Source organism: Pseudoalteromonas sp. SCSIO 43201 (genome assembly GCF_023716725.1).
GTDB classification, from domain to species: Bacteria; Pseudomonadota; Gammaproteobacteria; order Enterobacterales; family Alteromonadaceae; genus Pseudoalteromonas; species Pseudoalteromonas peptidolytica.
This window is the reverse complement of sequence record NZ_CP072683.1, coordinates 560,840-576,317: the sequence shown is the minus strand read 5'-3', so window position 1 is coordinate 576,317 and position 15,478 is coordinate 560,840. Positions and strand designations below refer to the sequence as shown.

Genomic DNA, 15,478 nt, shown 5'->3' with positions numbered 1-15,478 from the left:
CCTTCACCGCCAACCACAAATCGGTGAGCAATATTGCTATAAGTTTGTGCGTCACTTAATGCGAATACCGCGCGTAAGTGAGCCGGTGTTAACTTGAATAATTTAGCTTCCGTCGCGGCAAAAATCTGTTCATGTAATGCAGGCAACAATTCAGCGCCCGTGGGGAGCAGCTCAAGCTCTCCGCCTCGCATTAAGATAGGCACTAGGGCGGTCACCGTCGCATCAAATGCCAGCGGTGTACTGAGTACGGCCTTGGTTATGCCTCCGGATTGGGGCAGGTAGCGCTGAGACGCAAAGCGCAGATAATTATTGAGGTTGTCATGACTAATGGGCACCCCTTTTGGCTGCCCCGTTGAACCTGAGGTATAAATAACATAAGCAAGTTCGGCCTCGTTATATGCTGCTGCGTCTTCATCTACCAGCAAACTGGTATCGTAAAACGCAAAGTTCCCTTCGGCTTCGAACAAATCATCAAGCAACAAAAAGTCACTCCCGGCTTCAATCAAGCGCTCGGCATCTTCACTTAGCGCCAGCGTCAATACGATGTCTGCATCATTCATGATGTAGGCTAAGGTATCGGTTGGCGTGTCATGATGAATGGGCACATAAGTATGACGCGCTTTTAATATTGCCAGCACCGCGGCCACCATGTAACTGGAAGACGGCAGTAAAATAGCAATGCGACTTTGCTCAGCAAATGCCATTTCCAATAAGCTATTAGCAAGTTGGTTCGCGCATTTTTCTAAGGTGAGATAACTACAAGAGAACTCCCCCATGCGCACCGCAGTCTGTAGTGGAACCTGAAGAGCCACCTGACTAAACTGAGTCACCCATGGCTGTTGCTCTGTCACTTCTACCGCAACACTTTGCTGCTGTTTTAATAGCGCTAACTGCTGCTCTGCGGGCCACAATGACAATGTTGACAACGGAATATTTGGCTCTGCAAGACACTGCGATAACACATAACAAAACTGCTGATGGAAACCAACCACACTCGCTTCTTGCCACAAATTACTGTCATAAAGCCATTCAACGCTGAGTACATCCCCCTCGTCTATCACAGCAACTTCCAAATCTAGTTTGGCACCGCGTACTTTACTTTGGCAAGGCGTCACTTCCAATTGTTCTAGCGTAAGGTTTTCATTTACCTGATTATTTACCCGAAACACGATTTGATGCAGCGGATGTTGGGCGCTTGAGCGTTCAATGTCTAGCTCATCCACTAACACATCGAAGGGAATATGTTGGTGTTGCAACGCGTCGTTGAGTAAGCCTTGGGTTTGCTGTAGTGCTTGAGTAAAGCAGGTGTCTTCACTCCACGTGCTCCTTAGCACTAAGGTATTGATAAAGTTACCAATCATACTTTCAAATGCTTTAAGGTGACGCCCTGATACCGGCGTCCCGACAACCACGTCGCGCTGTTGAGAAAAGCGGCTTAACCACAAGGAAAATAGCGTTTGCAGTAACACAAATAAGGTTTGCCCTGAGCGAGTTTGATACGCTCGAAGCGCACTGACCAGCGCTGCAGGTATGGGCTCAATCACTAACGCGCCGCGCGCAGAAGTTGTTGCTTCTCTGCGGTAATCAAGCGGTAGTTCATGCCCCTTGGGCAGACCTTGTAATTGCATACGCCAATAATCGAGCTCCTGTTGCCATAGCGAACTCTGCTCCAGCTGCTGTTGCCACATTACATAATCAACATAATGCACCTCTTGCAATGTTGGGGTGTCGCCACTGAGCGCGGCTTTGTATGCCTGTTCTAACGCTTCGCTCAAACAAGCAATAGACCAACCATCGGCTGCGGTATGATGTAAGGTGATCACAAGGGTAGCCTGCGTGGTTTGCTGCTGATAAAGACTGGCGCGTAGCATCAAATCACGGCTTAAATCGAAGCTGGTTGCGTAATCTTCTGCGATAGCCTGCTCTAACGCATGCGCTTGTTGCTCAGCGGATTTATCAGTCCAGTCGTGCTTAGCCAAGGCAAATCGAGCATCAAGATTAACGCTTTGATATGGCTCTCCTTGCGCATTTTGATGGTAATTAAACGCCAAGACCGGATGTTGCTTAATCACAGTCATAAAGGCTTGCTCTAAGGCCTCAGCATTCAGCTTGCCTTTTAATTGGAATATGCCCTGTAGATTATACTGGTTGCTGTGTCCTTGCAGTTGATCAACAAACCATAAGCGCCGCTGTGCAAATGACAAAGGATAATTGGGCTGTGATGGTGCAGGTTGTAGACTTGGTAATGAAGCTTGAGACTGAGAGTTAGCCAACATCTCACTTAGCTCAAATACGCTAGGATTGGCAAATACTTGCTTTAAGCTCACCTCCACTGAGAACTGAGCTCTTAGCTCATTGAGCAATTGCATTGCCAATAAAGAGTGACCACCGATGCTGAAAAAGCTATCGTGCAGCCCCACTTCTGGTGCGCCTGTTAAGGTTTGATAGAGCGCGATTAACTGTCGCTGCAACGCACTTGTTACTTCACTACTTTGGCTTTGAGAAGTTAATGCCAAAGACTGTAATTGTTGGCGGTCTATCTTGCCATTACTCAGGGTGGGTAAGTGCTGGCAAAGCTCTATCCAGCTTGGGATCATCGGCTCAGGCAAGCGACGCTTCAAGCCTTGGCGGATAGCCTCGCGCAGATTAGTTGCGGCGCACTGGCTGCCATCAATACTTACCACAAAAGCAACCAAGGCATCTTGTTTGCCGAGCTTGCGCACCACGACTGCAGCCTGCGATACCTCATCAAGCGCCACCAGTGCAGCTTCTATTTCATTAAGGTCAACGCGGTAACCGCGAATTTTCGCTTGTTTGTCAATTCTACCGAGAAATTCAAGCTCGCCGCTCGCATTCAGCCTAACGCTATCACCACTGCGATAAAAACGCGCGCATTGGACACTATGTTGCAAGCTACTTGTAAACTGAGCTGCGGTCTCTAAAGGCGCATTTATATACCCTTTGGCGAGGCTCGGCCCGCCAATATAGAGCTCACCGGGCATACCTGCGGGTGTTAGCTTCCCCTGTTTGTTGAGTACGCAGGTAGCAACATGTGTCAAAGGCGTACCGATTGGGTAACTGTGGCCGGTTAGCTTGCTGTCAGTCACTTCATGACAAATCACCCCAACACAAGCCTCCGTCGGACCATAATGGTTGAAAATACGCGCCGCGGGCGTCAGCGCGCGAATGCTATCAACAAGCTGCTCACCTAACACTTCTCCACCTAACACCCACTGTGAAATAGCGGGCTTTTGCTCCGTAAACTGAGGCAACAGCACGGTGGCAAAAGAAGGGGTTAATTTTATTAAGTTAACTTGCTCAGCCACTAACTTGGCTGCGATTTGGGCAGGCTCTGGCGCTTGGCTTGCAAGAGTCAACACCACAGTGCCGCCATGAGTAAGCACCGGATACACAGCCGTTAAGCATAAGTCAGTGGCAAGTCCTGTGACCACGCCCGCTCGCGTATCTTGGTTGTAACTCAATCTCGCCGCAATACTGCTGCAATAGTGGCTCAGCGCGCCATGGCTGATCTCAACCCCTTTGGGCACACCAGTAGAGCCAGAAGTAAACAGCACATACGCGCTATCATCAAAACTTGGTGAATAAGTTTGCTGCGGCGCTCCTTTGTTTTGGTTCAGCTCACTATATTTAATAACCTGGATGTCAGCTTCATGTAGCGCTTGGCAAAGAGGCGTTTCGACACTTACCACCACCGTATTACACTCAGCTTGCCCTAGCATTTGTAGCGCTCTTGCAGTGGGCATATTGCCATCAATAGGTAGATACGCGCGGCCACTTTGCATTACGCCAAGCATAGTGACAATGTCACTCATATCACCCGTAGTTATTAGCGCAATGATTGACGCTGGAGCATCTAAGTTGTTGGCAATTTGTAGGCTTTGATCTTGTAGCTGCTGATACGTCAGGGTGCGTGATGCTTCGCCATTGGTATTTGGCATAACCACTGCAATCGCCTCACCTTGAATTTGCGCTATATCTCTGATTGCTTGAGGCACAAGCGCCGGCTGGCTGATGTTGTGATTGATATCCGCCGCCTTTGCCGATACGCTCGTTGATTTGAGCACCAAGTCATCAATCGGCAGCGTTTCTTTAGCACAGTAGCACTGGACGAGTGCCAAATAATCATCGGCAAATTGCTGGATAAGCGCATGGTCATAAAGGCCTGTTGCATAAACAAAGTCACACACAAAGGCATCATCTGTATCATCAACAGATAGGGTTAAGTCAAATTTCGCAGTGCCATTATCAAGAGCAATTAACTCGGCTTCTAATTGGCTGTTTACCGACACCTTATTACTGGCCACACCATTGTAGTTAAACAATATTTGGAACAAGGCGGAATGCGCTGCGGATTTGGGTAGCTCTAGCGCTTCAATGATGTCTTCCACGGCAACGTTTTGATTACTAAGCCCTTGCAATACTTGACCTTGTAGTGCCTTAATCGCCTCACTTATGGAGTGTTCACCGTTTATCTGCATTCGCAATGGCAAGGTATTAATAAAGCAGCCAAGCATAGTTTCAAACTCGCTTTGCTGACGATTTGCAACCGGCACCCCTAAGGTAATATCGGTTTGCTCACTGTAGCGATAAAGCAAGATGTAAAACACGCCCAGCAAGGCGCTAAAATGTGTTACGCCATCGCTGTGGCAAGCTTTATCTAATCGTTGTATTTGTTCTGCGTTAAACGAACAACGAACTGTGCCACCTTGGTACTGCTTCTCTTTTTTCCTGGGATAGCTGGTGGGTAATTCAAACGGTGTAAATGCCTCTAACTGCTCAGTCCAATAAGCCAATTGTTGTTGATAGTCTGGGGATTGTCTTAATTGCTGCTCCCAGTGCACATAATCCCCATACTGTAATACTGGAGAGTCAAGAGGCTCCTCGGTTAGCTCACGTAGCAGCGCGTTAATAAACACAGTCACGCTCCAACCATCACTAATAATATGGTGCATATTTATTAGTAACCAGCGACAAGCGGTGTGAGAGTTGCGCACTAATGCCGTCACTTGTAGTAACGACTCGCTGGCAAGATCAAACTGATAGCGCACCGCCTGTTTAATCGACTCAGGCAGCTGATTGGGCAGCGCGTCCTCATTAACGCTCATCACCGTAATTTTCATCGCCTCTGCAGGTTCAATTTGCTGAACCACCCTCCCTTCAACCGTGGTAAATCTTGCTCTTAAAATATCGTGCTTAGCTACCAAGCGGTTCAAGGCTTGTTCAATGTCCGTGACTAAAAATGGCTGCGATAATTTAACGAGCCCAGCCATATTGTATGCCTCGGTGCCTCCTTCATACTTATCAATAAACCACATTCTTTGCTGCGCAGCAGATAGCGCAGTAGATTGCTTTTGTTGCCCCTGAAGGTAGGTGATAAGCGCAGTTTTGTGCGCCTTTATCTTCTCCATAATAGCCTCAGGCACCTGCCCAAGCGGTGTTCTAAGTTTTAATTTATCCTGCTGTAAATAAACATAAATCTGTTGACGGTCAAGCTCATCTAACCACTGTTTTATTGCAAAGTTATCCATCATTACAAGTCCATCTCCGTCATGGATTTATCACGTAGTGCAGCGCTCAAATCACGATCGCTCACAATATCACTGACTTTTTCTACATTTGGAGTTTGCGCTTCCAATACCATGGCATCATGGGCTTGTTTCAGCGCTTCTATACACTCGGCAAGCTCTGCAATACAGGCATGTTCAAAGATGTCGCCAATGGTCAATTTAATATTGAAAGCTTGGTTGAGCCTCGATACCAACTGCATGCCAATCACTGAATTGCCACCGCTATCCACAAAACGTGCTGTGACGCCCAACTGCTCAACTGGGAGTAGCGAGATATAGTGCTGATGCAGCTGTTTTTCTATTTCAGTGCGGGGAGCCAAGGTGCATATTTCTGAGGCTTCTTCTGTCACAGGCTTTGGCAGTGCTTTGCGGTCGCGCTTACCATTTGGCGTCATCGGCCACTGACTTAACCAGACAAAATGCTCAGGCACCATGTAACTTGGTAACCACTCACCAAGCGCTTGGCGCAACCGAGGTGAAGACCACTCGGTAGATAACTCACCATCATCAAAGATATACCCACATAGACAAGAGCCTGTTGCTAGTGTTTGCACACAAACATCGACTTCACCGCTATTGAGTATCCGCCCCAAGTGATGGCTAATATCACCAAGCTCTATGCGGTGACCATGAAGCTTAATTTGGTTATCTAAGCGCCCTTTTACTTCAAAACGACCATCAGCCAAACGCCTCGCTTTGTCTCCCGTTTTGTATAAACGGCGGCTAATAGAAGCTGTAAATTGATGATTGATAAAGCGCTGCTGGGTCAGATCCGCTTGATGTAAATAGCCCATAGCAACGCCACTACCACCAATGTATAACTCGCCCCATACGCCATCGGGTAAAGGTAGCCCTTCACCATGACCCTCGGTTGGGAGCACAAATAAGCTGGTATTTTGTATCGCTTTATCAATGGTTACCTCTGCGGCATTATCGATATGTGCCACCGCCGACCAAATAGTGGTTTCGGTTGGCCCGTATAAGTTATAAAGCGCTTTACTGTTGCTGAGTAGCTGCTCGGCTAATGCCTGAGGTAAAGGCTCACCACCACTCCACACTTTGATGCCAGAGGTACATGCTGGCGCCGCATTTAGCAGTAATTGCCATAACGTTGGCGTTGCCTGCATTACAGTTACTTGTTGCTGCTCGATAAGCGCGCCAAGCACAGCAGGATCGCTAATACTTTCATCACTTGCCAGCACCACAGACGCACCAACCAGTAATGGCCCAAACAATTCTAGCAAGGCAATATCAAATGCCACCGTGGTGATAGCCAATAAGCGGTCATCTGCCACCAGCCCCGGCTCACGACACATAGATGCAAGCAAATTAGCAAATGCCCCGTGATTGACCTCAACGCCTTTGGGTAACCCCGTAGAGCCAGAGGTATAAATCACATACGCTCGCTGCTGAGCTTGAATTAGTAAGCTTGGGCTGCGAGTCGCACTTTTGGCAATTTCTTCCGCATCGCTATCCATGCAGACTCGCTTTAAACCACCATGGTTGAATAACGCAGACTCCGCACCGGTGGCATCACACAGCACAACTTTCACTTTGGCATCATGCAAAATATGCGCGATGCGCTCGTCAGGAAAGGTAAGGTCAAGTGGTAAAAATGCCGCCCCTACTTTCATCACCGCCATAAGTGCTATCAATAGCTCCGCCCTGCGTGGTAATGCTACTGCCACGATACTATTAGGCGTTACCTGTTGCTTCATCAAGTAGTGAGCGAGCTGATTAACACGCGCATCTAGCGCTTCATAACTGAGACTCACATCATCCGTTACCAATGCTGTACGCTTGCTGCAACGCGACACATTGTGCTGCCACGTTTCAATGAAACTCGTCGCGACTTTGACCGATTTTTCTTGTTGCAGTGGCAACTCAACCAATCGATACACATCATCGCTACTTTGCATCAGCTCATTTTGAGCCCCTATCGGTGTACTACTCTGAACTTGCGACAGCAAATGGACAAACTTAGCCACATACTGAGTCATTAATTCAGTATCAAATTGCGCAGTGTGATATTCCACTAACAGTGACCACTGCCCCGCAATACAGGTCATATTTGTCGTCAGTTCAAATTGGCCAAATTTAGCGACACTTGGTTGCACCTCAACTTGCAGCCCGTTAAAGCTCGGCAAAGTGGTAACTTTATCTAGATTAAACAAGGTGCTAGGTAGAATAAGCTGGTCATCAGCAAGGCTTGCATATGGATGAGTTTGATGATCAAAGGCATCAAGTAAAATATTTTGCACCCGCTGTACTAGCTCACCGATAGTGCTAAGGCCTGCTATATCAACCACAATGGGTAAGATATTGGTGCAATAGCCCAGTAACGCTTGGTCGAGCAACTCAGGCTCAAACTGTGATGCCAGTCGCTGCCTATCTGATACCGGCACACCGACACTTATTACCGTCTGGCCGCTTAACTTGTGTAGCCACAAGCAATAAAGTGCAAGCATGGTTGCAAATTGCCCACAGCGTAAAGACTGGGCAAGGATCTCAGTGTTGCGGATTGCATTCGATGAAATGGGTAATGTAAGTTGATTAACTTGGAATGAAGCCGTACTCACCGCCATTGATTTTGGCAGCTCAAGCGGAGTTGAACTGGCTAAGCAGTGGTGCCAAAAAGCTTGGTTTTTGGCAGCTTCCGGTGAATGTGAATATGCCTGCAAGCTATCAACGTAGTGGCTAAAGGAAACCGCTCGGCTTGCCGCCTCATTTTGCTTTACATCTTGATTGTAGCGCTCAGCAATCGCTGCTAACGCCATTTGTAGTGACAGCCCATCGCAGATCACATGATGGGCCACCACACTTAAATAGTGCTGCGCTTTGCCATCACTCAACAATGCCACTCTACTAAGTGGGTCTTTTGCAAAGTCAAACGGTTGATAACGCAGTGCAGATAACCGCGCCTGCAATGCTGCTTGGTCGTCTTCGCTCCATGATTCAACATGCAGCTCGGCTTTTTCCACTCGACAATATTGCATTAAGCGCTCACTATCAACACCAAAACGCAAGATTGTGAAGTCGCGGCAGAGCGCAGTAACGGCTTGCTGCAACCGCGCTAAGTCGAGCTTACCGGAGAGCTTTACCGTCGCTTGTAATTGATATGCGCTCGCTCCATCGCTTGAGGTCAATGCCAGCGCTAATAGCTGTTGCTGGCTATGGCTAAGTGGAAATGCAGCGGCGTCATCACTTTGGCTCGCTTCACCAAAATAACCCGCACGTTTTAAGCTAAGTACACTGGCTTCAACTGCGTTTATCACCGCAGCAATGTCTTCATCTGTATGGGCAGCGCTGAAAAAGCAGTTACGCCCTTCCCAGATAAACACACCGCGCTCTAGCATTTCATAAAAGAACACATCAAGATTTTGCGAAAAGCGAAAACGGAATAATGAGGCAAACGCTTCTATTCGAATGGGTACATCATGGGTTTCAAAAAACGCATTGAGATGTGCTTTAAATGCCGCGGTTTTGTCGTTGATCCCTTGTTGTAACGCTGGACCTTGCGACTTAATCGCTTGCAACACCGCTTTGGCGCTTGCCATGGTCATTGGGTGTTTACAAAAAGTTCCGGCGAAGAAGGTGGTATCGGTCAAAGGGTAAGAATCATCTCCGTATTGCCAATTGCCGCCGTCAATGGCATCAAGATAGGTGGCTGCCCCCGCGACCACACCGATAGGCATACCTCCACCGACGATTTTGCCGTAGGTTGCCATGTCGGCCTTAATACCAAGCAAACCTTGAACGCCACCGGGATGTGCTCTAAAGCCTGTGATCATTTCATCAAAAATAAGGGCAATACCGTGTGCTTCAGTGAGCGTACGAAGTTTACGTAAAAACGCCCAAGGCTGATTTTCAGGATGACGGCTTTGTACCGGTTCAACAATCACCGCGGCAATATGTTGTGCCTCTCGGGTAATGATCTCAAGCGCTTCATTATCACCATAAGGTAAAACAAGATTATCGGCGATTGCGCCGTAGCGCACTCCAGCACACATTGCCTCTACGCCGTGCTCTGGCGATTCAGTTGCTAAAGTACCATCATAGTGACCATGGTACGCATCTGAGAACTGAACAATTTTATCGCGCTTGGTCACTGTTCTTGCTAGGCGTAGCGCTGTCATTACCGCCTCTGTACCAGAGTTACAAAACGATACCCGCTCAAGCCCAGTCAGCTCACAGATAAGTGCGGCGACCTCTGGCGCATCGGGACTTGCCAGTCCCAGCTGCATCCCTGCTTCAAGCTGCTGCGCCAGTGCAGCTTTGATAAAGTCAGGATTATGACCAAATAAGTTAGTACCAAAGTCCATAGTGATATCAATATAGCGATTGTCGTCGATATCCCAGATATATGCGCCCTCACAGCGCTTAGAAAACACCGGATAAAGTAGCTCTTTGCTCGACAGTCTAAAACCCGCCGACGCACGGCAATCCGCAAGGCGTGCGCGATATTCGCTCACTAGCGCTTTTGAACTGTGCGTTTTCGCAATGTAAGAGTCACTCAATGTAGCAAGGTGTTGACGTATGGCTGGGCTGCTATTGGCATGCTGCACTTGTTTTTGCTGTGCGCCTGGCAGCACAGATTGAGCGCTGCTTGGCTGGGGCTTTGATACCACAGTTGCTGTTGTGGTGACTGCACTGTTTTCAATTTTTACGCCCTGAATATGGCGTAACTGCTGACCCACCACGACCTCTAACGCAGCTCTTGCTTCAGCGTTGGTCACTGTGCTTGCCGCCTGTAATTGCGCCTGACAAATGGCAACGAGTGTGTGGCTGTCAGCCTCTACAGCGCTACCTTTTGGCGTATCCGTCGTTACCGATACAGGTGATGGCGAACTGCCAGCTTGTTGAGGGTTTTGCGGCGCTTTGAGATAGTCACTATGGCGTTGAATATAGGCCACTAACTTATCGACATCGCTGAGCTCTTGATAAAATTGACGAACACTAAACTCTAAACCGAATTCCCGCTCATATACTCTAACGGCCTGCATGATCATCAACGAATCAACCCCCATTTCTAGCAACGGGAGGTTAGTTTGGATAGCATCAGCGGGCATCGACAAGAGTCCCGCTAAGGTACTGAGCACAAAGCTGCGAATTTGTGCATCACGGTCACTTGTATCCACCACAGTCAGAGCTTCGGGCTGTGATTGTTCAGTACCAAAAACCCAGTATGAGCTGCAATCAAATGGGTATTGCGGCAAACTCACTCTAGCGTTCGGACGATTGCCATACACCTGTAGCCATTTGAGCGCCCCGCCTAAATCGAGGTATGTGCCTAAACACTCGGCGAACCTCATGCAGTCATCGCCTTTGGGGTGCAATACATGGGCATAATTGAGCGCTTTGTTATTACTGTTTTCTTGTATTAAGCCACTCAAAATAGGTTTGGGACCAAGCTCAAAAGCTAAGCCATGCTCTAGTGACTCAAGCTCGGTTACACAGTCAGCAAAGCGAACCGGTGCCATAATTTGTTCAACCCAATACTCAGCTGTTGCAATGCGTGCGGTCTCTACTTGCCCCGTCATGGATGAAACAAAAGGCAATTTAGGCTGTTGAAAGCTAACCTGTTCAGCGACTTCCCTAAAGGCGTCTAGCATAGGGCTCATCAGTGGAGAATGGAAAGCGTTTGCCGTATGCAGAGATGTTACTTTAATTTGCTGTGCTGCAAGTACGTCACTGAGGGCTGAGATTGCTTCCTCAGCACCGGAGAATACCACCCCAGCCTCACCATGAAAGGCTGAAATAACCACTTGCCCCTGAATCTCGTTCAAGCAATTACGTGCGGCTACTTCATCACACCTTGCGGCGATCATACTGCCTTTTATCGGTAATTCATGCATTAGCTGACCACGCGCTGCAATCAACTCAACGCTGTCACGAAGCGAAAACACACCCGCAATACAAGCAGCCGCATACTCACCAACGCTATGACTGAGCAGCTGAGATGGCTTTACCCCAAAATGTATCAATAAGTTTGCCACACTGTATTCGACGGCAAACAAGCTCACTTGCGTCCAACGTGTTTGTGCCAGTAGTTCACTATGCTTTTCATCGAATAACACATCCAACAGGCGTGCACCAAAACGTTCCCCAACCAACCTGTCAATGTCATCTAAGTGCCTGCGAAACACTGCGTGGTGTTGATATAAAGAGTGAGCCATCAAGGGGTATTGCGAACCTTGTCCGGTGAACAAAAACGCGACTTCTGGTGGAGTGTTTGCCGAGGACTGTTCAGCAATAATGGGACTATTCAGTTGCGCAATAAGTGCCTCTCTACTCACACCACTAAACGTTTTATGCACACCTTTAAGCGGTACTTGCTCAGCACTTTGTGCGCAGAAGTCATCAAATGCTTGAGGAGTCAAACTCGACAATCGCTCACTATAGTGACCAGCGAGTTGTTGCAATGCCGCTTTCGATTTAGCAGCCAGGGGCAATAGGTAACACGAAGGCGGTGTTACTTCAGCTTGCGTATAGGGTTTAGACGCTGGCGCTTGTGCGCAGATCACATGGGCATTAGTACCACCAAAGCCAAAAGAGCTTAATCCAGCAGCTCTTATTTCCCCTTGTTGTACAGGCCATGCCTGCGTACTTTGCGGCACAATGAACGGGAGCTTTTGCCATGGAATGTGCGGATTTAACGCCTCACTATAACGCTGCGCAGGAATTTGCCCATGCTGTAAACACAGTAGCGTTTTGATAAGCCCAGCAATACCCGCACCGGACTCAAGGTGACCAATATTCGCTTTTACCGCACCGAGAATAACCGGATTATGACGACTATGGTGCTCTCCGTACGTGCGATTTAATGCTGTGATCTCGATAGGATCGCCAAGCTCCGTCCCCGTACCATGGGTTTCCACATAGTGGATATCTCCCGCCTGCATCTTGGCATTATCAAGGGCGGCATTGATCACCGCCTGTTGCGCGGCACTATTTGGCGCGGTAATACCATTGCTGCGACCGTCTTGATTAATTGCACTGCCTTTGAGTACACCAACAATCGGGTCGTTGTCTGCCATGGCTTGTTGTAGCGGCTTTAGCATCACCACCCCAACTCCTTCACTTCGCACATAGCCATCCGCTGCTTGTGAAAAGGTTTTGCAATGACCGTCTGCTGCTAACATCTGTGCGTTTTCACAGGCCTTGGTCACATCATCGCTCAGAATAAGATTAACGCCCGCCACCAATGCCGCGTTTGTTTCTCCATTTCTTAGTGCTTGAATTGCATGATGAAGCGCCACCAGCGATGACGAGCACGCAGTGTCAATCACCACACTTGGGCCGGTAAAATTAAAACTATAAGAAATGCGGTTTGCAGCAATGCTCAGTGCTGTGCCCGTGCCTAAATACGCGGTACTTTTTTGCTGTTGTTGCGACAATAAAAAGTAGTCATTTTGCGATATACCAACATACACGCCAATATCGCTACCTGCGAGCGTGGCGGGTTGGTAACCGACATTTTGTATGGCGTGATAAGCCGTTTGAAGCAGTAATCGATGTTGGGGGTCAATATGCTTGGCCTCAAGTGGCGAGATCCCGAATAATGCAGCGTCAAACTCATCAATACACTCTAGATAACCTCCGAGTCGATCAGCTTCAAGGTTAGGACAAAGCTGCTGGCGCTTCGGATCTGGCGTGGTGATCCCATCGCCTTGCTGACATAACAGCTGCCAAAATGCCTCAAGTCCATTCGCCAAAGGATAACGACAGGCCATGCCAATCACGGCAATATCTGTATCCGCAATATGTGCAGTTCGGCGAGAGGCTTGCTTCTTATTCGCTTGCTGAGTGGTGCCTTTCGACTCGTTAAGCTCTGTCTGCCCTAGAGCTTGAGCAAACGTACTAAACTGACTTAAATACTGGGCGAGTTCGCGAATTGAAGGATATTCGTAAAGTACCGTAGGCTCAAGGTCTAGCTGGTGTACTTCCATTAACTCCCCTGAGATCCGCACCGCTTTCATCGAATCTACACCTAATGCTAAGAATGGCGCGTCGATATCCAAACTACGCGCGGGCTTATCTATTTCTTGTGCGACTAACTCTTGTAATAACCGCTGAATTTGTTGTAGTGACGATGAGGACGATGGCGTCTCAGCTTGCTGTAACACAGCAGCTTCACGGGCGCGCGCAATTGCTTCAAAGTTACCTGCTAGGTAACTACGCTTGTTCTCTTGGCGCTGAATTTTACCGCTCGATGTTTTGTGAATGCGACCGGGCTTTATCAATACAATGTCATAAGGCGTAATGCCGTGGTGCTCAACGATCGCTGCGGTGATCTGCTGCAGTACCTGCTCAGCATTTAACTTCCTAAGCGCGGTACGTTTTACTTGTTGTACTATCACCAAACGTTCTTCATCGCCATTAGCGGCGACCGAAAACGCCGCGCCACCATTTTGTTCTAAGCTGTCACTTGCTTCTGTCACCGTCAGCTCTATATCTTGCGGGTAGTAGTTTTTACCACGGAAGATAAGTACGTCTTTGGCGCGTCCTGTCACGAACAATTCCCCACGCTGGATAAAGCCTAAATCACCAGTACGCAGATAATCCCGTTGGTCAGCACCTTTAATTCTGGCATGAAACGTAGCCTCGGTTGCCGCAGGGTTATTCCAATACCCTTTTGCTACACTTGGGCCAGTTACCCAAATCTCTCCGGTTTCACCATCATCCCGGGCTTCACAAGACTCTGGATTAACTATCGCAATGCGATGCTCGCCCCAACTCACACCAGAAGATACGGCGTAATAAGGCTGCTGATCATCAGCCTCACCTAGCGCATAAAACGCATCTATTGTACCTTCATCTGCGACTTGTTCGGCTTTACCCTGTTGTAACTTGGCCGCATCTATACGTAATATCCTTGGTTTTTCTAGAAGCCGCCCTCCGGTTGCAAATAAGGTGGTTTCTGCCATGCCGTAACAAGGTGCGATACTCGCTCTTTGTAAACCACATACTTTAAACTTTTGATAAAAGCGCTCTAACGTGCTGGCACGCACTGGTTCTGCGCCGTTTAATGCTGAGCGCCAATGGGACAAATCTAAGTCTTTAAGATCTTCGTCTTTAACAGTGTCCACACACAGATCATAGGCAAAGTTTGGCGCACTTGACGTTAAAGCTTTGGTTTGGGAAAGCAGCTTTAACCAACGCAGTGGTTTTTGCAGGAAATAAGCCGGATTCATCAGCGCGGCTGTCGCACCGATGTAAATTGGGTGCATAATGCCAAAAACAAGTCCCATATCATGGAAATGAGGCAACCAGCTTACGACCGAAGAGTTGTTATCATGACCAAACGCTTCTTTCATTAGCGCCTGATTATCAAGAATATTATTGTGGGTTACCATCACGCCCTTAGGTGTACCCGTCGAGCCTGAGGTATATTGCAAAAATGCCAGTTGCTCACCATGAATGTCTGCACGAGGCCACTGTTGGGTGGTCGATTTAAGAGCAATGTTATCCGTAGTAAATAGTGCTAATTTCGCTAGGCTAGGCTCTGCATCAAGCAATGGCTTGGCGATTTCATTGATTTTTTCACTGGTGAGCGCGCCTTTGGCACCTGCGTCTTCAATGATGGCACGCAGACGATCAACGTTTTGATTCTTCTTAGGAGGATAAACCGGTACCGCAATGATCCCAGCGTATAAACACCCAAAAAATGCTTCTATAAATTCAAATCCGGAGTTGTATAGTAATAATGCTCTGTCACCCGGCTCAAAATATTCACTCAATACCTCAGCAATGGATGCTGCACGTGCATGCAATTCTTGGTAGGAAATGGTTTTACTTGGTAGTGCCTCATCGTAAAAATACTGATAGGCAATATCTTGAGATCGAGTACGCGCTAAACCCGCGAGTATAGTAACAATATTTGTATTCAT

Annotated in this window: 2 protein-coding genes (1 of these 2 only partly in view); both read right to left on the bottom strand. The window is 48.1% G+C overall.

The window, feature by feature from the left end:
- Positions 1–5,552, bottom strand: the 5' portion of a protein-coding gene (locus tag J8Z24_RS02470) for a non-ribosomal peptide synthetase (RefSeq protein ID WP_252095194.1). Its footprint begins 4,276 nt before the window's first position; only the first 5,552 of its 9,828 coding nucleotides appear in the window; its start codon is at positions 5,550–5,552; its stop codon lies beyond the left edge, outside the window.
- Positions 5,552–15,478 (bottom strand): non-ribosomal peptide synthetase/type I polyketide synthase, encoded by a 9,927-nt coding sequence (locus tag J8Z24_RS02465; RefSeq protein ID WP_252095193.1) that lies wholly within the window; start codon positions 15,476–15,478, stop codon positions 5,552–5,554. The genes J8Z24_RS02470 and J8Z24_RS02465 overlap by 1 nt, the downstream gene beginning before the upstream one ends.

What these genes read in the sequence shown, in the direction of transcription:
- J8Z24_RS02465 (WP_252095193.1), bottom strand. Translation starts at nt 15,478, where the DNA reads ATGAATACAAATATTGTTACTATACTCGCGGGTTTAGCGCGTACTCGA.